This window comes from Pseudomonas asgharzadehiana (assembly GCF_019139815.1).
Taxonomy (GTDB): Bacteria; Pseudomonadota; Gammaproteobacteria; order Pseudomonadales; family Pseudomonadaceae; genus Aquipseudomonas; species Aquipseudomonas asgharzadehiana.
This window is the reverse complement of the sequence record NZ_CP077079.1, coordinates 4,989,812-5,012,800: the sequence shown is the minus strand read 5'-3', so window position 1 is coordinate 5,012,800 and position 22,989 is coordinate 4,989,812. Positions and strand designations below refer to the sequence as shown.

The following is a 22,989-nucleotide window of genomic DNA, read 5'->3' as shown; positions in this document are numbered from 1 at the left end:
TAAGTGGTTTTATCGAAGGTCAGAACAAATAACCGGCCGACACGCGCAGTTGGTCGCGTTGGCTGTATTGGCCAAACGTGCGGTCTTGTTTGCCAAAAAACACATCCACCTCCAGCCCCAGCTTCAGCCAGTCCACGGGGGTGTAGGTGAAAATGCCTTGCAGCAAGGCGTCGTCTTTGGCCGGCGGGGACATTGCCAGCACCAGCCTGGATTTGAGCCGGTCACGCAGGTGGGTGCCCTCGGCGGACAAGGTGAACAACGGCTGGCGTTTGTCCTGCACCATGCCGGCCTGCCAGTCCAGCAATTGCTGCTCTTGCCATTGCACCGAGATCAGCCAGTTGCGCAGCAGGTAGTCCACCCCCAGCAACGACTTGATCATCGGGCTCTGGCTGCTGCCCTGGGCGCGGTAGGGGTTGGTGACGTGCCAGCGATCGAAGTAAGCCACCTCGCTGCGCACCACGATACTGTGGCCGGCGTCGATCGCCAGGCCGGCGCCGCCCATGCTGTAGCGAGGGAACTGGCGCTCGAGGATCACGCGCTGGTCGTCGGCGATGCCCTCGACCGCATACACCGGGTCTTGCTGGCGTGCATTGAGGGCGACAAAACTGGCGTCTACCGCGCCGATCCGGCCGTTGGCGCTCAACCCATACGAAAATCCCTTCTGCCCGCTGTAGTCGGGCTTTGAGCCGACCACGAACGTGTCCGGGGCCGGTGCGGCGAACAGCGGCGCGTCGAATTCGCTGCCCGTGGCCGGCGCCTGGTTTTTCAGGAAGTCGGTGATCCACAAGGCTTCCACTTCCCACTCGCCCACGGGTTGGGTCAGGCGCACCATCGGCACGGCGATGCGGCTGTCTTCGAGCAAGGCCGTCACCCCTTCGCGATAGTCGATGGGGTTGACCTGGTCCAGCACCCGCAACTCATCGGCGCGCCCCCACACCACTTGCTGCCAGCCCACCGTGACCTCACCGTCACCCAGGTAATGGCCCCAGTACAGGTGGCGCCAGTCGGCACTGAAGCGATAGTCCTCGCGTGCCGCCTGGCTATAGGGGGTATGCCCGTCATAGCGTGCGTCGTAGCGAACCCGGCCCTTGGCCTTGTAGTAACCGCTGTCCCAGTTGTCTTCCAGATTGGCCTTGAAATACACCGCCTTCTGCGTGACCGGGTCATCACCGTGCAAGCGCAATGCGCTGGCCAGGCCCACTTCCGCATCGGCATGCGCCGGCAGCAGGTCCGCGCCGGCCAGTTGCGGCGCCAGCGCGACCAGGCCCAGCAGCAGGCTGCGCGTGAGCAATGCTGTGTTCATGGCTACATCCCCAACCCGGCGCCGCCATCGATCATCAGGCTCTGCGCCGTGACCCCGCTGGCTGCGGGGCTGACCAGGTAACCCACCATGGCGGCGACTTCGTCGGCTTGGATGAAACGGCGCAATGGCAGCTTTTTCTTGGCATTGCGCAGGATCTGCTCCTGGCTCATCCCGGTAATGCCGGCTTGCGTCGCCAGCTCGCCTTGCAGCATCGGCGTATCGATCCAGGCCGGTAAAATGGCGTTCACGGTGATCCGGCGCGGCGCCAGGTCCAACGCCAGTGCCTTGGTCATGCCGATAATGCCGTGCTTGGAGGCACAGTAAGCGGTGTTGCGAACCTTGCCGATGCGGCCCAGGATCGACGACAAATTGATGATTCGCCCGCGATCCGCCAGCAGCGGCAGGCACAACGAGGTGACATAAAAGGTGCCGTTCAGATTGACCGAAATCACCTTGTGCCAGTTATCCAGGTCCTCCGGTTCATTCTCGTTGCACACGCCGGCGCTGTTGACCAGCACGTCGATGTAACCCAGGCGTGCCGACAGGTCGTTGAACAAGGCCTGCACGCAGGCCAGGTCGGCGATATCGACGCCATGGGTTTCGATGCTTGCGGCAAACGCCCCGGCGCCCACCCAGCTTTGCAACTGCGCCAGGTCACGATCCACCAGGATCAGGCGATGGGCCGGGTCGTTGGCGAAGTGCTCCGCCACCGCGCGACCGATACCGTTGGCGGCGCCGGAAATCAAAAACGTTCGGGTTGCATTCATGGCATTTTCAGCCCGCCGTTGACCGACAGTACTTCACCGGTCACATACGTTGCGCGCTCGGCCAGGTACAGCACGGCCTCGGCGATGTCAGCCGGCAAGGCAAAACGCTTGATCAACAGGCGTGATTGCACTTCTTGCGCGTGGAGGTCGAGCAAGGCGGCGGTCATGTCGGTGCTGACGATACCCGGCGCTACCGCGTTGACGCGGATATTGCGCGGCGCCAGTTCCACCGCCAGGGCGCGAGTCAGCGCCTCCACGCCGCCTTTGGCAGCGGCGTAGCTGCTTTGACCCTTGCCAGGTTTTTGCGCGGCTACCGAGCTCAAGTTGATGATGCAACCCTGGCGCTGGCGCATCATGCCGGGCATCACCTGCCGGCAGCAGAGCAGGGTGCCTATCAGGTTGGTCTGGATCACTTCACTGATCGCCTCGACCGAGAGTGTCGCCAACAGACCATCGCGGGTAATCCCAGCGTTGTTGACCAGCAGGTCTATGCGCTCGAAGCGCTGTTCAACCTGTGCGAAAAAAGCCGTGATGCTGTGGGCGTCGCCGACATCGCACTGCGCCGTGAAACACGCGCGGCCCATCTTTTCGACGTCATCGCGCACCGCCTGGGCCGCCGCTTCGTCACGCACATAGCTGAAGGCAACCTGGTAACCGGCCTCGGCCAGTGCCAGGACGACCGCTTTGCCGATGCCGCGACTGCCTCCGGTGACTACCGCTGTTTTGAGGTTCATGGCCGTTCCTTAGAGTGAGTTGTGGGTCTTGAACTGCGCCAGGCCAAAACCGTGGATCGCCGCCAGGGCGCGGATCTGCTGCACTTGTTCGCGGCTGATGTCGCCGTAGGAGTAATGCTTGGTGATCCCCGCCAGCCCCATCAGCACCGACTCGGCCATGCAGGCATACAACTGGCCCTGTTTCAGATAGGCCCGCACATTCGGCGCCAGGCCATCGTTGAAAGGCGTCTGCACAATGCCGCCATGCATGTACAGCACGTCGCTGCGCTGGGCGCTTATCGCTTGGTCCACGTTCAAGGGCACGGCGATGTCGCAGATCACGCTGTGTTCGGCAAAATGCCCGGCGTCGAGAAACGGCTGCGCCGCGTTTGCCGCACACAGCACGATGCGTGCGCGCTTGAGGGCTTGCAGGTCATCGGTAACGGTGATGAAGGCGTTGGCGCCCAGGCGCTCCTGCACCAGGCGCGAGACCTGCAACCCCAACTGCGGGCTGCTGCCGTATTCCTGCAGCAATGCATGGATACCGTCGATCTGGAGCAGGCGCCGCGCCAGCAGGTCGTCGTTGGCCGTGCCCTTGAGTATCGAGCGCGCAGCGTCGGCGTAGATCAGTTGGGCGGTTTTTTCCAGGCGGCGTACCGAGCCATCACGACCGCTGCCAATCAGGATCAAATGGTCGACGGCGACGGACAGCAAAGAGGCGTAGGTCGACGCCACGTTACCGGCCGCACCGACCACGGCTGCCGTTTGCGCATGCAGCGCCAGGCCCTGTTGCTTGCAACCTTGCTCGATGGCCTCCAGGCCCATGCCGATGGTCAGGGCGTTGCCGGAGGTGAGCGCCATGTCCGGGATTTTCAGGGCCTGGCAATTGTTAGTCACGATGGAGGTGTACATTCCCAATCCGGCGACGCGGTAGCCGTCGGCGCGGGCGTCGAGGACGCGATTGCCGACTTCTGTGCGAATCACCTCCAGGTCGCCGCTGATGATGTAGTCCGCCATGGCATTGGAGTCCATGCTCAGCGGGTACAAGGTGAACTCCACCGCCATGCCCAACTGCGAGCGAATCACCACGGGGCCCACGGGCGCGGCACGGCGCTCCGGTGCGGTGCGTTGCATGAACACGCGCTTTTGCTCGGCGCTCAGTTGGCTCAAGGACGGGTCGACATCACCGAGAATGTCGGCATCGATCAAGTGGTTGATAAAGGCCACGCGCGCGACGATAGGCGTGTCCTGTGTGGCATGGGCAGCGGCGGCGACCTGGAAGCCGGTGTCACGCGGGGCGATCACCGGGATCAAGTCACTGCAGACGGTGGCGGCCAGCGGGAAGGCGTCCCCGCGTTGCAGCATGTCGCAGACTGTTTGCAACGCGCCGATCAGCCCGTCGATCTCCGCAAAGGTGATGCATGCGGGCGGTTCCAGGCGGATCACGTTGGAGTTGCTGCCCGAAGGCGCCACGCGCAGGGCTTGGAACTGCAACAGGTAGCCGGCGATCAGGTAACCCAACGCATCGTTGTACTGGGCCGATGCCTGCACCAGTGAGCTGTTGCCGCTTTGGTCGTGCAGTTCAATGCCCAGCAACAGGCCACGGCCCCGGACATCGGCGATGACCTCGGGGTACGCCGCTTGCAATTCAAGCAATGACGACTTGAGGTATTCGCCCTTGTTGTGCACGTCCTTGAGCATCGCATGGTCATCGGCGAACAGGCGATTGAGCGCCGCCAGGGCGATATGGCACGAGGCGTCGTCTTCGGCGAAGGTCGAGCTGTGGATATAGCTGAAGTCTTTTTCATAGTGGCTGCTGCGGATCACCGTGGCCGCGATCTTCATCAAGCCGCCGCCCAGCGCCTTGGACAGGCAGTAGTAATCGCCTTGCAGGTTGAAATGACTGCTGGCCAGGAAGGTGCCCGTACGCCCGAAACCCGACTGCACTTCGTCGATGATCAGCGGGCATTGCTGCTCGTTACACAGGCGGCGCAACGCCCGGTAAAAATCAGCCGGGAACTCGATGATGCCGCCTTCCCCCTGGATCGGCTCCATCAGCACGCCGGTGATCGCGCTGAATGCATCGCGCTTGACCAGCAGTTGGTCTGCGCTCCATTGCACGCTCAGCCAATGTCGGGTGTGGCGCGCCGGCAGTTCCTGGAGTTGGTGGGGCTGCTGCGGGTCGATGAACTCCACGTTCAAGCCAAAGCGCGCGAACGGCTGGCGATATTGCCGGCCATGCGTCAGTTGCACCGTGTTGACCAACTTACCGTGGAAGCTGCCGCGCAACGCGACGAACACCGGCTCTATGTGCAACTCGGCGAGGTTGTGCTGGCGCACGGCCTCAACCACCTGGCGTACCGTGGCGCTGGTCAGGTGGGCGGGCAGCAGGCCCGCCGGCAGGTCGAGGTCGGCCATGTCCACTTCACGGTAGGCGCGGTCGCTGGCGCTCAGTTGCGCCAGGTCGAAGTCCAGTTCGTCGAACCGGCGTTGCAGGTTTTTCTGGCGGCGAAACTCGGCATGCTTGACGGCAATTTCCACCGCCTCGGCGCCGCTGTTGGAAAAAGTCGAAATGTACGCTTCGCTGTTCTTCAATTCGCGGTTGAAGGCTTCGCTCAGCGCACGCCCCAAGGTTCCGGCCGTGCCGCGGATCGACATCTGCGCGTTAAACGGCACGTCGGCGCGCAGCAACGTGCAGAGTTGGTCGACAAACCCTGGGTCGTTGTGGCCGAACAAGGCGGCGCCATAGCCGCCGAGAAAATCGGTGACGGTGACTTCGTCACCCTGGCGGTTGCGGTAGAACAATTGGCTGCCCAGCGCGCGCTGGAACTCGCACTCCAGCCCCAGGGCCTGGAGCAAGTCGACAAACTTGGGGCGCACAAAATCACGGTAATCCATTACATCCATGTCCTTTAAAAGAGGAGGGTGTCGTCAAGAACGTCAGGCGTTGTCGGCCCGCTCGCTGTAGGTCAAGTGGTAACAAGCACTGAAACCGTTGTCGTCCTGGTTGAGGACCAGGCAGTCGACGAGTTTTGTCGAATGGGCGGCCCCCATCGCAAAGGGCAGGTCCGCGGCCACCGGTTGGCGCAACCCGGCAATCGGCGGCACGCACTGGGCGCGCAGGGCGCAGCGGGCGAGGATCAGGTCCGCCAGGCTGGGGGCCGCGCTGAGCAGGCCGGTTACCGCCACGCCGCTGGTAATGTGGGCGGCGCCGGTTCGGGCCAGGGTGTGGCTCAACCGCCGGTCTTTGTCGGGCTGGCCGGTAGCGCCGCACACCAGCAAATCGGCTTGCCGGTCAGGCAGGTTCAACGCTTCGACCGCCACATCGGCGGTCATTGTTTGCAGGCATACCTGGGCTTCATCGCCAAGCTCTACGCGCCGGCGCAACACCAAGGCCGCCGCGCCTTCGCCGGCGATACCGCCAGTGCCTTGCGCATCGAAAGGCAGCAGGGTGTGGGCGCCGTCGGCGCTGATCGTGCCGGCCTGCACCAGAGCGCTGAGTGCCAATGCATCGAGTTCGCTGCCCGCGCCGACGATGATGGCCACGTCGATGCGCCCGCTCTGCAAGGCGGCGCAGGCCTCACGCAATGCCGCGAGGTTGCCGCTGACGCCCTGCATGTAGGCGTTGCATTCGCATTCAAGCTTGAGCGCCAGGCTGGTCACGCCCAACAGAATGTTGCTCAGGCCTTTGAGCACCAGGAACGGGTCCTGCGCCCGCTCCTGCAAGATGCGTCGGGCCAGGTGGCGCATGTCGGCGCCTTCGGCTTGACGACAGTCGTGGAGCAACTCGCCGTAGGACGCCAGCGACGGATGGGTATACCCGCCCTGGCAGCAATAAAGACCGTAGGTCAGGTCGTCGGTGCCTGGGTTCAGATTGGCCTCGGCCAATGCCTGGCGTACCGCGCTGACGCCCCAGATGACGGCGGGCGTGCAGTAACGTTGCAGGTTTTGGGCAAGGTCCTGACGGCTGCGTTGGTGGTCGTCATAGTGGACCTGGCCGAAGGCTGTGACCCGTTCACTGTGAAACTGCAACGAGCGCAGCGGCTTGATCCCGCTGCGCGACTCGCAGGCCGCCGACCAGAACGCATCCACGCCCCAACCGCTGGCCAGTACGCAGCCGCTGCCGGCGATCGCGATGGGTACGCCGCTCATTGTGCGTGCTCCTGGTATTTACCCAGCACCAGGCAGGTATTGAGCCCGCCAAAACCGAATGAGTTGCTCAGTGCCACATCGACGCGGCGGTTCACCGTTTGATGGGCGCAGTAATCCAGGTCGCAGTCGTCGGCGGCATCGTGCAGGTTGAGGGTCGGGGTAATCCGGTCGTGCTTGCAGGCCAGTGCTGTGACGATCAACTCGGGCGCGCCGGCGGCTGCGATCAAGTGGCCGAACTGGGATTTGTTGGCGCTGACCGCCAGCCGTCGATAGTGCTCGCCTTGGGCGAACACTGACTTGATGGCGAGGGTTTCGGCCGCATCGTTGAGCGGGGTGGAGGTGCCGTGGGCATTGATCAGGTCCACCTGTTGCGGGCGGATGCCGGCGTCGTCCAGGGCGGTCTGCATCGCGAGGGCGGCGCCCCGGCCCTGCGGGTCGGGCGCAGTGACTTTGTAGCCGTCCAGGCTGCTGCCAAAACCCAGCACTTCGGCATAGGGCACGGCGCCACGGGCGAGGGCGCGCTCCAGGGTTTCGAGCACTACAAAGCCGCCGCCTTCGCCGGCCACCAGGCCGCTACGGTGGCGATCAAATGGCCGGCAAAGCCCGGTGCCCCAGCGTTGTTCGCTGCTCGCGGCACCCAACAGGTACAGCGCGGTCATGGTGTCCAGGCTCAGCACCGAATCGGCGCCGCCGGCGATAGCGACCTCGACTTCACCCCGGCGGATCATCTGGAAGGCATTGCCGATGGCCTGGGAGGCCCCCGCGCAGGCGCTGCTGATATTGACCACCGGGCCTTCGCAACCGATGTCATCGGCAATCACCCGCGCCAGGCGGTCGTTGCTCTGGCGCAGCGAGTGGTCCGCATCGACCTGGTCGACCCTGGCCATCAAATGGCGCCACGCCGGTGGCGCATCCCGCTCGCTGGAGACGGTGAGCAGCATGTCTTGGATGCTGTGGGCCGGGGCGCCGGACGCACACAGTACCGCGGCATCGCGCAGTTGCTCGCGGGTCAGGCCACTGTCGGTAATGGCTTGGCTGGCCGCCACCCAACCCAATCGGCTGCGTTTTTCCAGGGGCATTTGCCAGGCGCGATGGCCTTGCAGGTAGTCGGGCAGCAGGCGGCTGTCCACGGCGGCCGCATAGCGTACCGGGAACGTCCCGTCCGCCACGCCTTCGGGTTGCCAGGGGCGGATGCAGTGCTCCCCGCGCAGCATCTGCGCCCACATCGATTGCCATTCGAAACCGAAGCCGGTCACGGCACCCATGCCGGTTATCACAATCCTTGGTGGGCTCATGCCTGTTTCTCCGTGGTTTCGTTGGCCAGTAATACGGCGCCCCAATGGCCTGCGCGGCTGTGATCGAGCAGCAGGGTGTAGCCATCGGCGTGATCGTGAAGCGCCAGGGCGATTTCGGTCAGCAAGGCGCTGGCCCCCAAGTCGCCAGTCATATGCCGGCTGCTGTGGAAAATCGCCTGGGTGTCTGCGAACAGAAGAGGCAGGAACGGCGTACCTGGCGCGGCGACAATCCGTGCGACGTCGCGCATGCCGAGTTTTTCCCTGGCTAATGTTTGCTGGACGACTCGCTGCGCCACGGCGCTCGACCGTTCGGGCGAGGCGCTGTAGCCACGGGCGAACCCGGCAATGCGCAATGCATGTGTGCCGTTTGCCGGTGGGCGCGAGGTCAGCAACAGCGCTGCCGCGCCTTCGCCGTAAAGGCTCGCGTCTGCCTGAGGCGGGCTTTGTGTGCTGTCGCGCAGATACAGCGCAGGCGAGAGGTTCGGGCTACTGCTGACCACGACACCCGCATCGGCACGATCACCGGCGATCTGTTCAACCGCTTCGATCAGCGCATCGATCCCGGCATTGCTCTGTGAGCAGAAACCGCCCATGGGGCCGTGGCAATGCAGGGCTTCGGCCACGTAGGCCATGACGCTGCTGTTGAGCATCATCAGCGCATGCAGCGGCGGGGTATGCGCAAACAGTTGCGCGAGCAGCGCATCCGGTTGTTCGGCGATGGCCTGCACGGCCTCCCAACAGGAGCTGGGGCCATCCACTTCCGGAATGGCGGCCATCAGCGCAACCCGCTCGCCGGCGAGGTGCAAGTTATTCAGCGGGCCGGCCATACGACCGGCGCAATACAGCAGCCTGGCGCCCTGCGGTTCGACATTGCGTTGAATCTTGCGGTCGAACACCGTGGTCGGCAAACGCGGTACGGTCACTGGATAGGCCAACGGGCCTGGGGGGAAATCCAACACGTGGGCGACCGGCGCCGAGCCATGTAAGTCGGCGCACTCACTACCGGCGCTGTTGAACACGGATGCGGCGACCAGGTAGACGGGTTTTGCTTGAAGGCTGTTCATCTCATGCGTTTCCCAACACCAGCGAACTGTTGACGCCACCAAAACCGAACGAATTGGACAGCACCACCTTGATGGGCTGTTGCTGTGCTTCGGTCAGGAAGTTCAACTCAGGGAACTCGGCATTTGCCGGGTCATAGTTAAGGGTGGGCAACGCCACGCCTTGCTGCAGGGTCATCAATGACAACACCGCCTCGATGGCGCCGCTGGCCGCCAGCGAGTGGCCAATCGCCGATTTGTTGGCGGTAAACGTCATCGTGCTTGCGGCCGCGCCGAACACACGCTCGATGGCCAGTGCTTCACTGCGATCGTTCGCCTGGGTCGAGGTGCCATGGGTATTGACGTGGTCCACGGCGTCGTGGCTCAGGCCGGCACTGGCAAGGGCGGCGTTCATGCAGTGGGCGTAGTGGCTGCCATCGCGGCTGCTGGAGGTGATCTTCTGTGCTTCGCAATAATTGGCGTAGCCCAAGACCCGGCCGAGGGCGCGGGCCTTGCGTCGTTCGGCATGTTCCCTGGACTCGAGCACGAGCATCGCCGCGCCTTCGCCGAGGACGAACCCGCAGCGGTCATTCATGAACGGGCGACTCTGTTGCTCGGGTGCGAGGTCGGCACGCTGGCAAATCGCACCCAGGCCGTCGAAGCTGTAGTAGGACAATTCGTGGGCCATCAACTCGACGGCGCCGCAGATGGCCACGTCGATGTCGCCGCGCGCGATGGCGCGAAACGCGCTGCCGATCGCCATGGTTCCGGCCGCGCAGGCGTCGGAGTGGGTGCTGATATGGTCGCGAATGCCGAGCAGGCGGGCGATGTGGACCGTCTGCTGGTCGATCCGCCGAGCGAATGGGCCACCCACCAGGGTGTGGTTGTCCAGGTAGCGATCCAGGTCGACGCTGCCGGTGGCGTCCATATGGCGACTGGCTTCTTGCAGGTCACGGCTCACGCAATGCTTGTTGGCGCCGAGGAACACGCCGCTGGCCACGCGGGAAAAATCGGCGGCAACCAGGCCTGCCTGCTGCAGCGCCTGCCGGGCGACGAACTCGGCGAGCAGGCTCTGGCGCGGTAGCGTTGTAGCATCCACCGCCACCTGCGCGGCCATGGCCTGCCACTGCGCGTGGTCGATATAACCGGCGGCGCTCACCGCGAAGCCCAGTTCGGCAAACACCGGATGTTGACGGATACACGAACGCTTGCCACGGATGTGTGCAAACAGCGTTGCAGCATCCAGTGCCGTGGGGGCTACCAGCCCGTAGCCCGTGACTAAAACCTCTCGCGGCCCCATGAGCAAACTCCTAGACCGCTTGCGGCAAACGCGACGCGGCAAATTGCTCCACCAGGTGGCGAGAAATTTCATCGCCCTCCATCGGCGTCAAGCGCGCACTGCAACCGCAACACACGACTTGGCTACGCTCATTGAGACGGGCCTGGTCGGCGGCACACTCGGGGCAGGTCGCGGGCAAGTAGTTGAACATGCGGTAGCACTGCTCGGCCCAGTTGCGCACGGTCGTGGCCGCGAACACATCCGCCGGCTGCATGCCGCTGCGCAACTGTCCGGGGGTAAACGCGCTCAGGCTGTGTTCCAGAAGCTCCACGCCGGCCTGCGTGATGCGGCCTTTCTCGACCAGCCCGCTGACATCGCCAAACACCGCGACCGCATGGTCGAGTACGCTGGTCTTGGGCAGCGTGCAGCCGTAGTGGCGGCCGAGCTGAAAACTCAGGTCGACGATATCCAGCGAGTCGGCACTCAGGTCTTCCACGATGCTGCTGTGCTCATTTACATCGGCGGCATCCATCACCAGTAGCTGTGCGAGGATTTCGCGGGTGGTGGTAATGACGCTGTCCAAGTCCAGTGGATTGTTCAAAGGTTATGTCCCTATAACGCGTAAATGAGAGGGGTGTGAGCAGTGACCCTGACGGGATTTGCTTGAGGTGTTTTTGAAGGCGGGGGAGCGTAAACCCTCCTGCGAGGGGGAGAGTCAATGTGCCATTATTTTTTTTTGCTGAGCAGGAGCAGGTGTCATGGCCAGATTAGGCTTTTGAATCCATTCGATATTCTGTAGCCTTGCGCAGCTTCACCTTTACCCGTGCTTGATGAACACGATCACTTCGTCCGGCGGCGCCCGAAGGGCTCCAGAGCCGGTGGTAAACTCGACTTTCGCGCAACTGCGCCTGCAGGTCTTGCGAATATGACGCACATTTCCGAACGCCTACTGGTTCAAGCCCATCTCGACGCCAAGCAGCCCAAGGCCCTCAGCGCCGACGAAGAGGCGAGCCTGCGCGCCGCCATCGCCGCCGAGCTCAAGGCTCAGGACGCGGTGCTGGTGGCCCACTTCTATTGCGACCCGGTGATTCAGGCCCTGGCCGAAGAAACCGGCGGCTGTGTCTCCGACTCCCTGGAAATGGCCCGCTTCGGCGCCGCCCACCCGGCCAAGACCGTACTGGTCGCCGGCGTGCGTTTCATGGGTGAGACCGCCAAGATCCTCACACCCGACAAACGCATCCTCATGCCCACTCTGGAAGCCACGTGCTCGCTGGACCTGGGCTGCCCGGTGGATGAGTTTTCGGCATTCTGCGACCAGCATCCCGAGCGCACCGTGGTGGTCTACGCCAACACCTCGGCTGCGGTCAAAGCCCGGGCCGACTGGGTGGTGACCTCCAGCTGCGCGCTGGAAATCGTCGAAAGCCTGATGGACAACGGCGAGACCATCATCTGGGGCCCGGACAAACACCTGGGCACTTATATCCAGCGCCAGACCGGTGCCGACATGTTGCTGTGGGACGGTGCGTGCATCGTGCACGAAGAGTTCAAGTCCAAGCAGTTGGAAGACATGAAGGCGCTGTACCCGGATGCGGCCATTCTGGTGCATCCCGAATCCCCGACCTCGGTGATCGAGCTCGCCGATGCGGTGGGCTCCACCAGCCAGTTGATCGCTGCGGCGCAACGCTTACCGAACAAGACCTTCATCGTGGCGACCGACCGCGGCATCTTCTACAAGATGCAGCAGCTCTGCCCGGACAAGGTTTTCGTGGAAGCGCCTACGGCGGGCAACGGTGCTGCGTGCCGCAGTTGCGCGCATTGCCCGTGGATGGCGATGAACACGCTGGAGCGCACGTTGCAGTGCCTGCGTGAGGGCAGCAATGAGATCTTCGTCGAACCGTCGGTGATCCCGCATGCCGTGCGGCCGCTCAAGCGCATGCTGGACTTTACCCAGGCCGCACGTCTGAAGCTGGCCGGCAACGCCTGAGCCGAAACGGGCTCGGTCAAACCGGTGGGAGGGGTGCAAGCCCCCTCCCACCGGTTGATTTCCATTGGGCAGGGGTTACTTCTTTTGCTTTGGGACGCGCACCAGTTGCGTGTCCGAATAGATGTCATGCCAGCTGCGTTTGTGCTTATCAAACAGCGACCAGATAAACCCCAACCCCACGCACAGCCACGACGCAATCGACACCACAAAGCGCAACAGTGCCTGCCACAGGCTGATGCGTGAGCCGTCGGCGTTCTGCACGCGTACCCCCCACACCTGCATGCCCAAGGTCTGACCCGAGTGGGTCCAGAACTTGGCGAAGAAGCCAAACAGCACGAACAACAGAATCGTCGACAGCAGCGGATCGCCGTCCAAGGCGCCGGACTCGGTGAGGGTGCGCATCCTGGCTTCGCCGACGAACGCGATCCATACCAGCTTGTAGATAAACGCGGTGACGATCAGCAGTGCGGTGCACAGCAGCAAATCATAGAACATCGCTGCCAGGCGACGGCCCAGGCCAACGGCGGGAAATTCGCCTTGGGGGCTCAGCAGGGGTTTGGACATGGCAGGGCTCTCTGGAGAAAACACGCAGTTTACGGAATCGCGCCCATAAAAAAGCCCCTGATGTCATATCAGGGGCTTTTTGTCGCAGGTAGAGATCAGGCTTCTGCTTGTACTTCGTCAGCCTGCATGCCTTTTTGGCCTTGCACGGCAACGAAGGTCACTTTCTGGCCTTCTTTCAGGCTCTTGAAACCGTTGCCCTGGATAGCGCGGAAATGCACGAACAGATCCGGACCGCTTTCTGGCGTGATAAAACCAAACCCTTTCTCGTCGTTGAACCATTTAACGGTACCGCTCTGACGTGTAGACATTGTCTTCTTTCCTTTGACACTAAAATTAATGACAGCCCCTTTCACATGAAAGAGTACTGGGCTGGGTTGCAGGAAAGTAAGAGACGTCGAACGGGTTGTAGCGCAACTACTTCAGCTACTGCCCAGGTCCAGGTTCCAAGCGACCCATGCAAACACAGTGGGCAAACTCTACGCCAACTAATATGAAAAAAACAAGCCCCGCCAAACCCCAGGTTTTGCTCGGTTTCATGAGACTGGGTTGAATAATATGGAACGGACTTATTCGATAGAGTTAGTCACTTGTTATAGGGAAAACCCTATAACAATGACTATCGCTACTGCACTGTTTTATGGCGGTTGCGTTACAGATTAGTGCACGTTAACGCAACCGCGTTACTTATAGGAACAGTCAGCCACGGAAGTAACGTTGCGGCACGAATGGCATTTTACTTACACGAAGAGGCACCTTTTTCCCACGCACCAACGCAGCGACTTCGGTATCCAAGGCGGTGAATGCGCTGTCCAGGTAGCCCATGGCAAGCGGGCCGCCCAGGCTCGGACCAAAGCCGCCGCTGCACACGCTGCCGATCACCGTGCCATGTTCGTCGACGATTTCCGCGCCCTCCCGCACGGGCGTGCGCTCTTGCGGCAGCAGGCCCACGCGCTTGCGGCCGACGCCGGCTTGCTGCTGGGTGAAGATCCGGTCGGCGCCAGGGAAACCGCCGGCACGCGCACCGTCGGCACGGCGCGCCTTGGAAATCGCCCACAACAGGCTGGCTTCGATCGGCGTGGTGTCGGTGTTCATGTCGTGGCCGTACAGGCACAGGCCAGCTTCAAGGCGCAGCGAGTCGCGGGCGCCCAGGCCGATGGCCTGTACTTCGGTCTCGGCCAGCAGGCTGCGGGCCAGGCTTTCGGCGCTGGCGGCAGGCACGGAGATCTCAAAACCGTCTTCGCCGGTGTAACCCGAGCGGCTCACGTAGCAGTCCACGCCCAGCAGACGCAACGCGGCGAACTGCATGAACGTCATCTTGCTGACCTCCGGCGCCAGGCGCGCCAGCACCTTCACCGCCAACGGGCCTTGCAGGGCCAGCAGCGCGCGCTCTTCGAACAGCGGCTCGATGGTGCATTGGTCGCCAATGTGCTTGCGCAGGTGTGCCAGGTCCTGATCCTTGCAGGCGGCGTTGACCACCAGGAACAGCTCATCGTTACCCAGGTTGGCGACCATCAGGTCATCGAGGATGCCGCCTTGTTCGTTGGTGAACATGGCGTAGCGCTGCATGCCCACCGGCAGGTCGAGAATGTCGACAGGCACCAGGGTTTCCAAGGCTTTGGCGGCGTTGGCGCCGGTCAGGCGGATCTGGCCCATGTGGGACACGTCGAACAACCCGGCCTGCTCACGGGTGTGTTGGTGTTCCTTCATCACGCCCAGCGGGTACTGCACCGGCATGTCGTAGCCGGCGAAGGGCACCATGCGTGCGCCCAACTCGAGGTGCAGAGCGTGCAAGGGGGTTTTCAACAGGGTTTCGGTGGACATGTTCAGCTCCTGAAAAACGTGCCGGCGCGCCTTGAGGCGTCAGCACTCGATAATGTTGACCGCCAAACCGCCACGGGCGGTTTCCTTGTATTTGCTTTTCATATCGGCGCCGGTCTGGCGCATGGTGCGGATGACCTTGTCGAGGGATACGAAGTGCTGCCCATCCCCGCGCAAGGCCATGCGCACTGCATTGATCGCCTTGACCGAACCCATCGCGTTGCGCTCGATGCAGGGCACCTGCACCAGCCCGCCTATCGGGTCGCAGGTCAGGCCCAGGTTGTGTTCCATGCCGATTTCGGCGGCGTTTTCCACTTGGGACACGCTGCCGCCCAACACCTCGCACAAGGCGCCCGCGGCCATGGAACAGGCCACGCCGACTTCGCCCTGGCAGCCGACTTCGGCACCCGAGATCGAGGCGTTTTCCTTGTACAAAATACCGATGGCGGCGGCGGTGAGCAGGAAACGCACCACGCCGTCTTCGTTCGCACCTGGGATAAAGCGCATGTAGTAATGCAGTACCGCCGGGATGATTCCCGCCGCACCGTTGGTAGGCGCCGTGACCACGCGCCCGCCGTTGGCGTTTTCTTCGTTGACGGCCAGGGCGTACAGGTTGACCCAGTCGAGCACCGATAATGGATCGCGCAGCGCCGACTCCGGGTTCTTGCATAACTGGCGATGCAGGGCCGCCGCGCGCCGCTTGACCTTTAAGCCCCCCGGCAAGATCCCTTCATTGCGGCAGCCCGCATCTACGCAGTCCTGCATCACTTGCCAGATGTTCAACAGGCCGCTGCGGGTTTGCGCTTCCGGGCGCCACGCACTTTCGTTGGTCAGCATCACCTGGCTGATGGACAGCCCGTAAGTGGTGCAATGGCCGAGCAAGTCTTTGGCGTGCTTGAACGGGAAGGTCAGGGGCGTGGCGTCCTCGACAATCCGGTCGGCGCCGGCGGCGTCTTCGTCGACCACAAACCCACCGCCGACCGAGTAGTACTCGCGGCTGCGGACCTGGATACCCGCGCCATCGAAGGCACGGAAAATCATGCCGTTGGGGTGGTAGGCGAGGGGTTTGCGGATCATCGCCAGGTGTTCTTTCTCGTTGAACGCAATGCTGTGTTCGCCGAGCAGGTTCAAGCGGCCGCTGCTGCGCATCGCCAGGAGGCGCGCGGCGACGGTTTCAGTGTTTACGGTGTCCGGGTGTTCGCCTTCCAGGCCGAGCAGCACGGCCTTGTCGCTGCCGTGGCCTTTGCCGGTGGCGCCCAGCGACCCGTAGAGTTCCACCTTGATGCCGGTGGTGGCGCTCAACAGGTTGTCGCGCTTGAGGCCCTCGACAAAACGAGCGGCGGCGCGCATAGGGCCGACGGTGTGGGAACTGGAGGGGCCGATGCCAATCTTGAACAGGTCGAACACGCTTAACGACATGGTTGTTCTCCGGTTTCTTATTATTTTTGAGATCGTACTCGGTCAAGTGTGGGAGGGGGCAAGCCCCCTCCCACATTTGATCGAGTTGACCCTTGAGTTAGGCGTAGCTCTCGATCGATGGGCATGCGCAGACGAGGTTGCGATCGCCGAACACGTTGTCGACCCGGCCCACCGGCGGCCAGTACTTGCCTTCGACCAGCGACGCAACCGGGTACACCGCTTGCTCACGGCTGTACGGGTGGCTCCATTCGCCTACCAGTTCGGCGGCGGTATGCGGCGCGTTCTTGAGTGGGTTGTCGTCCTTGTCCAGGGTGCCGTTTTCCACCGCGCGGATCTCTTCGCGAATGGCGACCATTGCGTCGCAGAAGCGGTCCAGTTCTTCCTTGGACTCACTTTCGGTCGGCTCGATCATCAGCGTGCCCGCCACCGGGAACGACATGGTCGGTGCGTGGAAGCCGAAGTCGATCAGGCGCTTGGCCACGTCATCCACGCTGATGCCGCTGCTGTCCTTGAGCGGGCGCAGGTCGAGGATGCATTCATGCGCCACCAGGCCGTTGCTGCCGGTGTAAAGCACCGGGTAGTGCTCTTCGAGGCGACGGGAAATGTAGTTGGCATTCAGGATCGCCAACTGCGAAGCGCGCTTGAGGCCCGCGCCGCCCATCATGCTGATGTACATCCAGGTGATCGGCAAAATGCTCGCGCTGCCGAACGGTGCGGCGCACACCGCGCCCTCCTTGCGTTGCATGGCCGCATGGCCTGGCAGGAACGGCGCCAGATGCGACTTGACGCCGATCGGGCCAACGCCCGGGCCGCCACCGCCGTGGGGAATGCAGAAGGTCTTGTGCAGGTTGAGGTGGGATACATCGCCGCCGAACTTGCCCGGTGCGCAGAGGCCGACCATCGCGTTCATGTTGGCGCCATCGATGTACACCTGGCCGCCGTGGTCGTGGATGATCGCGCAGATCTCGCGGATGCCTTCCTCGAACACGCCGTGGGTGGACGGATAGGTGATCATCAGCGCGGCGAGGTGTTCGCGATGCTCGATGGCCTTGGCGCGCAGGTCTTCGATGTCGACGTTGCCACGCGCGTCGCATGCGGTCACCACCACACGCATGCCGGCCATGTTGGCGGTGGCCGGGTTGGTGCCGTGGGCCGACGATGGGATCAGGCAGATGTCGCGACGTTCTTCGCCACGGCTGTGGTGATAGGCACGAATGGCCAGCAGGCCGGCGTATTCACCCTGGGAACCGGCGTTCGGCTGCAGGGAGATCGCGTCGTAACCGGTGGCCGCGCAGAGCATGGCTTCCAGGTCGGAGGTCAGTTGCTGGTAACCGGCGCTTTGCTCGGCGGGGGCGAACGGGTGCAGGGCACCGAATTCGGCCCAGGTCACCGGGATCATTTCGCTGGCGGCGTTGAGCTTCATGGTGCAGGAGCCCAGCGGGATCATGGTACGGTCCAGCGCCAGGTCTTTGTCCGCCAGCTTGCGCAGGTAGCGCATCAGCTCGGTTTCCGAGTGGTAGCGGTTGAACACCGGGTGGCTGAGGATCGGCGACTGGCGCAGCAGCGCGGCCGGCAGGGTGCTTTCAGTGTGGGCGAAAACCGGCAGGGCCTTGCCGTCGGCGAAGATCGCCCACAGGGTTTCGATATCGGCCTGGGTGGTGGTTTCGTCCACCGACAGGCCGACACGCTCGGCATCCACCACACGCAGGTTGATGCGCTGGGCGCGGGCCTTGTCGTGCAGGGCCGCGGTGTGGGCGCCGGTGTTGAGGGTGAGGGTGTCGAAGAAGTGTGCTTGTTCGACCTTCAGGCCCAGGGCGGTCAAGCCCTTCGCCAGGATTGCCGTCAGCTGATGAATACGCTGGGCGATCTGGGTCAAGCCTTCAGGCCCGTGATACACGGCGTACATGCTGGCGATATTGGCGAGCAGCACTTGGGCGGTGCAGATGTTGCTGGTGGCTTTCTCGCGGCGGATATGTTGCTCGCGGGTCTGCATGGCCAGGCGCAGGGCCGGCTTGCCGAAACGGTCGACCGACACACCGACCAGGCGGCCCGGCATGTCGCGCTTGAACGCATCCTTGGTGGAGAAGTACGCCGCGTGCGGGCCACCAAAGCCCAGCGGCACGCCGAAGCGTTGCGCGCTGCCGATGGCCACGTCGGCGCCGAACTCACCCGGTGGGGTCAGCAGGGTCAGGGCCAGCAGGTCGGCGGCCACGGCCACCAGGGCGTTGGCGGCGTGGAAGCGTTCGGTCAGCTCGCGGTAGTCGAACACGTCACCGTTGCTCGCCGGGTATTGCAGCAGGGCGCCGAAAAAGGCGCTCACGTCGCTCAACTCGCGCTCATCGCCCACCACTACATCGATGCCCAGCGGCTCGGCACGCGTGCGCAGCACATCGAGGGTTTGCGGGTGGCTGTGTACGGAGGCGAAGAACGCGTTGCTGCTTTTGTTCTTGCTCAGGCGCTTGCAGAAGGTCATGGCCTCGGCGGCGGCGGTGGCTTCATCGAGCAAGGATGCGTTGGCGATCGGCAGGCCGGTGAGGTCGCTGATCAGGGTCTGGAAGTTCAGCAGCGCTTCCAGGCGGCCTTGGGAAATCTCCGGCTGGTAGGGGGTGTAGGCGGTGTACCAGGCCGGGTTTTCCAGTAGGTTGCGCAGGATCGGCGACGGTGTGTGGCAGTTGTAGTAGCCCTGCCCGATGTAGGTCTTGAACAGTTGGTTCTGGCTGGCGATAGCCTTGATCTTGGCCAGCGCCTCGGCTTCGCTCAGGCCGTCTTCGAGGCCGAGCACACTGGTGCCCTTGATGCTTTCCGGGATCACGCTGGCGCTCAAGGCTTCGAGGGAATCAAAGCCCAGGCTTGCGAGCATCTGCTGCTCGTCTGCCTGGCGCGGGCCGATGTGGCGGGCGATGAATTCGTTGGCGGTGCTCAAATTAATACTCATGGCGCGCTCCTCAGGCTTCAGCGTTGGCTTTGATCAGGCGGTCGTACGCATCCTGATCCAACAGCTTAGCCACTGCACTGGCATCGGCCGGTTTAAAACGGAAGAACCAGCCTTCGCCCATCGGGTCTTCGTTGACCCGCTCCGGGCTGGCGTCGAGTTTGTCGTTCACTTCCAGTACTTCGCCGTCCAGCGGCATGTATACACCGCTGGCGGCTTTGACCGACTCCACGGTGGACGCTTCAACGCCCTTGTTGTAGGCCTGCAGCTCAGGCAGTTGCACGAAAACCACATCGCCCAGCGCGTTCTGCGCAAAAGCGGTAATGCCTACGGTAACGCTGCCGTCAGCTTCGGCGCGCAGCCATTCGTGATCTTCAGTGAAACGCAACTCGCTCATGGAAACTCCTCAGGGCCAGAATCGTCTGGTGGGCGGGATTGGAATAATGAGGAGTTGCTAAGCAAAATCGCGGCCAATGTTATTAATTCCTTATAATTCAAGAAGTTAATAAAAATGGTTATGAGGTTATACGGCTGCGCTGTAGCGATTTCGCTACAGCTGGGCCTTGGAAAAAAAGCCTATGTGGATCAAAGCCTTGCATGGCGCGCAAAAAGCAGGGTTGTAGCGATATCGTTACGCTGTAGCGCTTTCAGTACACGGGATGTCGTTCCTGGACCAAAAATGCGGTCAATGTGGGAGGGGGCTTGTATTTCAGGTTTAGAGCCCATTCCCTTTGGAATCAGGGCTTGCCGGGTATGCCGTACTTGCGCAATCGATGGGCAATGGCGGTGTGCGAGGTCTGTAACCGGCTGGCCAGCTGGCGGGTCGAGGGGTAGCTGGTGTAGAGCTTTTCCAGCAGGTCGCGCTCGAAGTCTTCCATGGCCTGTTCCAGGCTGTCGATTTCGCCGTCGTTCTGGCGCGCAACCGAGGTGCCGGCGATGTCCAGGTCGCCGATGTCCACCAGGCTGCTTTCGCAAATGGCGGCGGCGCGGAAGATCACGTTCTGCAACTGGCGCACATTGCCCGGCCAGCGGTTGCCCAGCAGCGCCGGGTAAGTGCCGGGTGCCAGGCGGCAGACGGGGCGCTGGATCTGCGCACAGGCCTGCTGCATGAAGTAGCGGGCCAGCAGCAAGATGTCCTGGCCGCGTGCGCGCAGGGGCGGTACTTCGACGTTGAGGACGTTGAGGCGATAAAACAGGTCTTCGCGGAAGGTGCCTTCGCTGACCATTTTTTCCAGGTCGCGGTGAGTGGCGCTGAGAATGCGCACATTGACTTTCACTTCACGGTCGCCGCCCACCCGGCGAAAGCTGCCGTCATTGAGAAACCGCAGCAGCTTGGCCTGCAGGTACGGCGACATCTCGCCGATCTCATCGAGGAACACCGTGCCCTGGTTGGCCAGTTCCATCAGCCCTGGCTTACCGCCGCGCTGGGCGCCGGTGAAGGCGCCCGGTGCGTAGCCGAACAGCTCGCTCTCGGCGAGGTTCTCCGGCAGCGCCGCGCAGTTCAATGCCAGAAACGGCGCACTGTGCCGCGTGCTGATGGCATGGCAGGCACGCGCCACCAACTCTTTGCCGGTACCGGTCTCGCCCTGGATCAACAACGGTGCATCCAGGGCCGCCACCCGCTGCGCACGCGCCTTGAGGGTGCGAATGACCGGGGACTCGCCGAGCAGCGCATCAAAGCCTTCGGCATGGTCATGGTGCAACGCCGACAGTTGTTCGCCGATACGGTTGGGTTGGTACAGGGTCAGCAGGGCGCCGGCGTCGGTGATCGGCGTGGCGTCCAGCAGCAAGGTCTGGCCGTTGACGCTGATCTCGCGCAGCGGCAAACGAAAGCCGTTTTCCAGCAAGGTCTCCAGCAGCGCGAGGTCGTTGAACAGCTCGGCGATACTTTCGCCGGCCGGTTCGCGCCCGTACAGGGCGATCAACGCCGGGTTGGCCAACAGAATCTTGCCCGCGCTGTCCAGGGCCAGCACCGGGTCGGTCATGGCGGCCAGCAGGGCGTCGAGTTGCAGGTGGCGGCGTTGGCCGGGAAGGATGTCCACCACCGTCACCGCTTGTACGCCGTGCACGCTGAACAGGGCATCGCGCAGTTCTTCCAGCACCTCGGCGCTGAGGGTCGGGGCGTCGATGTAGACGTTGGGCGGCACCATTTCCACCGCATCCAGGTTGAGATTGCGCCCACCGAGCAAGGCCAGGACTTCCTGGGTAATGCCGACGCGGTCGATGAAGCTGACGTGGATACGCATGCAGTGGCTGACGATTCTGGGGAGCGAGAGGCGGCAAGTATGCCTTGACGCGAGGCACAGGTGAAATCTGACAAATAATGGAGATCAAAATGTGGGAGGGGGCTTGCTCCCTCCCACATTTGAACACTGTTGTGTCAGTGCAAACGCATCACGCCAGGTGTTCGGGCTTGACCGGGTCCCCGGATTTCATGTCCAACTGATGCCGCACATCTTCAAACATCAGATCGTAGTGCTTGTGGTCCGATCCCACGCTGCTGTGGGTTTTGGGGATACCGTATTTCTCGACAATCCGGGTCACGTTGCTGGCGAAGTTGTAGGCCTGATCCTTGGGCAGAAAGAACGTTTCCTTCATGTCCTTGCCCTGGACGCTGCCATGCAGGGTGAATTGCATGCCTTTGCCCTCGCTTTTATCCGTGACGACTTCGTAGTCCAGGCACAGGTCGTAGCTGACGTCGTCCTTGTTCAGCGCATGTCGCTCGATATGCAGGTGACCGGGTTCAAAGGTGGCCATAGGCGAATCTCCTCTACTTCACAGATAGGTGATGCCAGGTGTTGCCGTGCTGATGCGGGTACCGGCGCTGCCCTGGACGATGGCTTCGATGTCCGAGAGTGAACCGATCACCGCGGTTTTGCCAGTCTGGCGGGCGAACTCGCAGGCGGCTTGCACCTTGGGGCCCATGGAGCCGGCGGCGAAACCGAGGTCTTCCATGGCGTCGGGGTGGGCCTGGGCGATGGCCTTTTGGGTTGGCTTGCCGAAGTCGATAAATGCGGCGCTGACGTCGGTGGCGATCACCAGCAAATCGGCGTCCAGTTGCGCGGCCAGCAAGGACGAGCACAGGTCCTTGTCGATCACGGCTTCAATGCCTTGGAGTTTGCCGTCTTCGCCATACATCGTCGGGATGCCGCCGCCGCCGGCGCAGATCACGATGGCTTTTTTCTCCAGCAGCCATTTGATCGGGCGGATTTCGAAGATGCGTTTCGGGCGCGGGCTGGCGACCACGCGCCGGTATTTGTCGCCATCCGGGGCGATGGCCCAGCCTTTTTCGGCGGCGAGTTTTTCCGCTTCGGCCTTGGTGTATACCGGGCCGATCGGCTTGGTGGGGTTCTGGAAGGCGGGGTCGTTGGCGTCGACTTCCACTTGGGTGAGCACGGTGGCGAAGGGCACTTCAACGTCCAGCAGGTTGCCCAGTTCCTGTTCGATGATGTAGCCGATCATGCCTTCGGTTTCGGCGCCCAATACGTCCAGTGGGTAGGGCGAAACGCTGGTATAGGCCGCCGCCTGCAACGACAGCAGGCCGACCTGGGGGCCATTGCCGTGGGCGATCACCAGTTCGTTGCCGGGGTGGATCCTGGCGATCTGTTGGGTAGCGACGCGGATATTGGCGCGTTGGTTGTCCGCCGTCATGGGTTCACCACGGCGGAGCAGGGCGTTGCCGCCCAGGGCTACGACGATGCGCATAAGGAATGTCCTTCTAAG

At 62.7% G+C, this 22,989-nt stretch carries 19 protein-coding genes; 1 reads left to right on the top strand and 18 read right to left on the bottom strand.

Features of this window, described 5'->3' with window-relative positions:
- Window positions 1-19 precede the first annotated feature (19 nt).
- Genes KSS96_RS22745 through KSS96_RS22705 form a run of 9 tightly spaced genes read right to left on the bottom strand, consistent with a single transcriptional unit; the run spans window position 20 to window position 11,150 of the window.
- Window positions 20-1,303, bottom strand: coding sequence for a DUF1302 family protein (locus KSS96_RS22745; RefSeq protein ID WP_065876966.1), 1,284 nt, complete (start codon window positions 1,301-1,303; stop codon window positions 20-22).
- Between the two features lie 2 nt (window positions 1,304-1,305).
- On the bottom strand, window positions 1,306-2,070 hold the full coding sequence (locus KSS96_RS22740; RefSeq protein ID WP_017529205.1) for an SDR family NAD(P)-dependent oxidoreductase: 765 nt from the start codon (window positions 2,068-2,070) through the stop codon (window positions 1,306-1,308).
- Window positions 2,067-2,804 carry a 3-oxoacyl-ACP reductase family protein gene (locus KSS96_RS22735; protein ID WP_017529204.1) on the bottom strand — a complete coding sequence of 246 codons (738 nt, stop codon included), beginning with the start codon at window positions 2,802-2,804 and terminating at the stop codon, window positions 2,067-2,069. The genes KSS96_RS22740 and KSS96_RS22735 overlap by 4 nt, the downstream gene beginning before the upstream one ends.
- 9 nt (window positions 2,805-2,813) lie before the next feature.
- Complete coding sequence (locus tag KSS96_RS22730; RefSeq protein ID WP_217855337.1) at window positions 2,814-5,681, bottom strand: aminotransferase class III-fold pyridoxal phosphate-dependent enzyme; 2,868 nt, start codon at window positions 5,679-5,681, stop codon at window positions 2,814-2,816.
- A 42-nt stretch (window positions 5,682-5,723) separates the two neighbouring features.
- Entirely contained in the window at window positions 5,724-6,935 is a 1,212-nt protein-coding gene (locus KSS96_RS22725) for a beta-ketoacyl synthase N-terminal-like domain-containing protein (RefSeq protein WP_065876964.1), read from the bottom strand.
- Window positions 6,932-8,230 carry a beta-ketoacyl-[acyl-carrier-protein] synthase family protein gene (locus KSS96_RS22720; RefSeq protein WP_068937277.1) on the bottom strand — a complete coding sequence of 433 codons (1,299 nt, stop codon included), beginning with the start codon at window positions 8,228-8,230 and terminating at the stop codon, window positions 6,932-6,934. Before KSS96_RS22720 ends, KSS96_RS22725 begins: the two co-directional genes overlap by 4 nt.
- A complete protein-coding gene (locus KSS96_RS22715; RefSeq protein WP_065876963.1) occupies window positions 8,227-9,294 on the bottom strand; it encodes a beta-ketoacyl-[acyl-carrier-protein] synthase family protein in 1,068 nt (355 codons plus the stop codon). The genes KSS96_RS22720 and KSS96_RS22715 overlap by 4 nt, the downstream gene beginning before the upstream one ends.
- Before the next feature lies 1 nt (window position 9,295).
- Complete coding sequence (locus KSS96_RS22710) at window positions 9,296-10,570, bottom strand: beta-ketoacyl-[acyl-carrier-protein] synthase family protein (protein WP_217855336.1); 1,275 nt, start codon at window positions 10,568-10,570, stop codon at window positions 9,296-9,298.
- Between the two features lie 10 nt (window positions 10,571-10,580).
- Window positions 10,581-11,150: an acyl carrier protein gene (locus KSS96_RS22705; RefSeq protein ID WP_026067366.1), complete on the bottom strand. Its 570-nt coding sequence runs from the start codon at window positions 11,148-11,150 to the stop codon at window positions 10,581-10,583.
- A 324-nt stretch (window positions 11,151-11,474) separates the two neighbouring features.
- Between KSS96_RS22705 and nadA the strand changes: the two genes are divergently transcribed.
- Entirely contained in the window at window positions 11,475-12,533 is a 1,059-nt protein-coding gene (gene nadA / locus KSS96_RS22700; protein WP_017529197.1) for a quinolinate synthase NadA, read from the top strand.
- 75 nt (window positions 12,534-12,608) lie between these two features.
- On the opposite strand, the gene KSS96_RS22695 is transcribed toward nadA, so the two are convergent.
- The 9 genes from KSS96_RS22695 to arcC form a co-directional block, all read right to left on the bottom strand.
- The gene (locus KSS96_RS22695) at window positions 12,609-13,097 is read right to left on the bottom strand and encodes an RDD family protein (protein ID WP_068937278.1); all 489 of its coding nucleotides are present in this window, start codon (window positions 13,095-13,097) and stop codon (window positions 12,609-12,611) included.
- A gap of 95 nt (window positions 13,098-13,192) precedes the next feature.
- Window positions 13,193-13,405 carry a cold-shock protein gene (locus tag KSS96_RS22690; protein ID WP_003227496.1) on the bottom strand — a complete coding sequence of 71 codons (213 nt, stop codon included), beginning with the start codon at window positions 13,403-13,405 and terminating at the stop codon, window positions 13,193-13,195.
- 388 nt (window positions 13,406-13,793) lie between these two features.
- On the bottom strand, window positions 13,794-14,918 hold the full coding sequence (gene gcvT / locus KSS96_RS22685) for a glycine cleavage system aminomethyltransferase GcvT (protein ID WP_065876961.1): 1,125 nt from the start codon (window positions 14,916-14,918) through the stop codon (window positions 13,794-13,796).
- A gap of 39 nt (window positions 14,919-14,957) precedes the next feature.
- Window positions 14,958-16,334, bottom strand: coding sequence for an L-serine ammonia-lyase (locus KSS96_RS22680; protein ID WP_017529194.1), 1,377 nt, complete (start codon window positions 16,332-16,334; stop codon window positions 14,958-14,960).
- Between the two features lie 97 nt (window positions 16,335-16,431).
- Window positions 16,432-19,269, bottom strand: a complete 2,838-nt coding sequence (gene gcvP, locus KSS96_RS22675) for an aminomethyl-transferring glycine dehydrogenase (RefSeq protein ID WP_017529193.1) — start codon at window positions 19,267-19,269, stop codon at window positions 16,432-16,434.
- Window positions 19,270-19,279: 10 nt separating this feature from the next.
- Window positions 19,280-19,663, bottom strand: coding sequence for a glycine cleavage system protein GcvH (gene gcvH / locus KSS96_RS22670; RefSeq protein ID WP_116079218.1), 384 nt, complete (start codon window positions 19,661-19,663; stop codon window positions 19,280-19,282).
- A gap of 340 nt (window positions 19,664-20,003) precedes the next feature.
- A complete protein-coding gene (gcsR, locus tag KSS96_RS22665) occupies window positions 20,004-21,512 on the bottom strand; it encodes a transcriptional regulator GcsR (RefSeq protein ID WP_065876959.1) in 1,509 nt (502 codons plus the stop codon).
- Between the two features lie 148 nt (window positions 21,513-21,660).
- Window positions 21,661-22,023, bottom strand: coding sequence for a DUF5064 family protein (locus KSS96_RS22660; protein ID WP_017529190.1), 363 nt, complete (start codon window positions 22,021-22,023; stop codon window positions 21,661-21,663).
- Window positions 22,024-22,041: 18 nt separating this feature from the next.
- On the bottom strand, window positions 22,042-22,971 hold the full coding sequence (arcC, locus tag KSS96_RS22655; RefSeq protein ID WP_017529189.1) for a carbamate kinase: 930 nt from the start codon (window positions 22,969-22,971) through the stop codon (window positions 22,042-22,044).
- Window positions 22,972-22,989: the final 18 nt, after the last annotated feature.

What these genes read in the sequence shown, in the direction of transcription:
- KSS96_RS22745 (WP_065876966.1), bottom strand. Translation starts at nt 1,303, where the DNA reads ATGAACACAGCATTGCTCACGCGCAGCCTGCTGCTGGGCCTGGTCGCG.
- KSS96_RS22740 (WP_017529205.1), bottom strand. Translation starts at nt 2,070, where the DNA reads ATGAATGCAACCCGAACGTTTTTGATTTCCGGCGCCGCCAACGGTATC.
- KSS96_RS22735 (WP_017529204.1), bottom strand. Translation starts at nt 2,804, where the DNA reads ATGAACCTCAAAACAGCGGTAGTCACCGGAGGCAGTCGCGGCATCGGC.
- KSS96_RS22730 (WP_217855337.1), bottom strand. Translation starts at nt 5,681, where the DNA reads ATGGATTACCGTGATTTTGTGCGCCCCAAGTTTGTCGACTTGCTCCAG.
- KSS96_RS22725 (WP_065876964.1), bottom strand. Translation starts at nt 6,935, where the DNA reads ATGAGCGGCGTACCCATCGCGATCGCCGGCAGCGGCTGCGTACTGGCC.
- KSS96_RS22720 (WP_068937277.1), bottom strand. Translation starts at nt 8,230, where the DNA reads ATGAGCCCACCAAGGATTGTGATAACCGGCATGGGTGCCGTGACCGGC.
- KSS96_RS22715 (WP_065876963.1), bottom strand. Translation starts at nt 9,294, where the DNA reads ATGAACAGCCTTCAAGCAAAACCCGTCTACCTGGTCGCCGCATCCGTG.
- KSS96_RS22710 (WP_217855336.1), bottom strand. Translation starts at nt 10,570, where the DNA reads ATGGGGCCGCGAGAGGTTTTAGTCACGGGCTACGGGCTGGTAGCCCCC.
- nadA (WP_017529197.1), top strand. Translation starts at nt 11,475, where the DNA reads ATGACGCACATTTCCGAACGCCTACTGGTTCAAGCCCATCTCGACGCC.
- KSS96_RS22695 (WP_068937278.1), bottom strand. Translation starts at nt 13,097, where the DNA reads ATGTCCAAACCCCTGCTGAGCCCCCAAGGCGAATTTCCCGCCGTTGGC.
- KSS96_RS22690 (WP_003227496.1), bottom strand. Translation starts at nt 13,405, where the DNA reads ATGTCTACACGTCAGAGCGGTACCGTTAAATGGTTCAACGACGAGAAA.
- gcvT (WP_065876961.1), bottom strand. Translation starts at nt 14,918, where the DNA reads ATGTCCACCGAAACCCTGTTGAAAACCCCCTTGCACGCTCTGCACCTC.
- KSS96_RS22680 (WP_017529194.1), bottom strand. Translation starts at nt 16,334, where the DNA reads ATGTCGTTAAGCGTGTTCGACCTGTTCAAGATTGGCATCGGCCCCTCC.
- gcvP (WP_017529193.1), bottom strand. Translation starts at nt 19,269, where the DNA reads ATGAGTATTAATTTGAGCACCGCCAACGAATTCATCGCCCGCCACATC.
- gcvH (WP_116079218.1), bottom strand. Translation starts at nt 19,663, where the DNA reads ATGAGCGAGTTGCGTTTCACTGAAGATCACGAATGGCTGCGCGCCGAA.
- gcsR (WP_065876959.1), bottom strand. Translation starts at nt 21,512, where the DNA reads ATGCGTATCCACGTCAGCTTCATCGACCGCGTCGGCATTACCCAGGAA.
- KSS96_RS22660 (WP_017529190.1), bottom strand. Translation starts at nt 22,023, where the DNA reads ATGGCCACCTTTGAACCCGGTCACCTGCATATCGAGCGACATGCGCTG.
- arcC (WP_017529189.1), bottom strand. Translation starts at nt 22,971, where the DNA reads ATGCGCATCGTCGTAGCCCTGGGCGGCAACGCCCTGCTCCGCCGTGGT.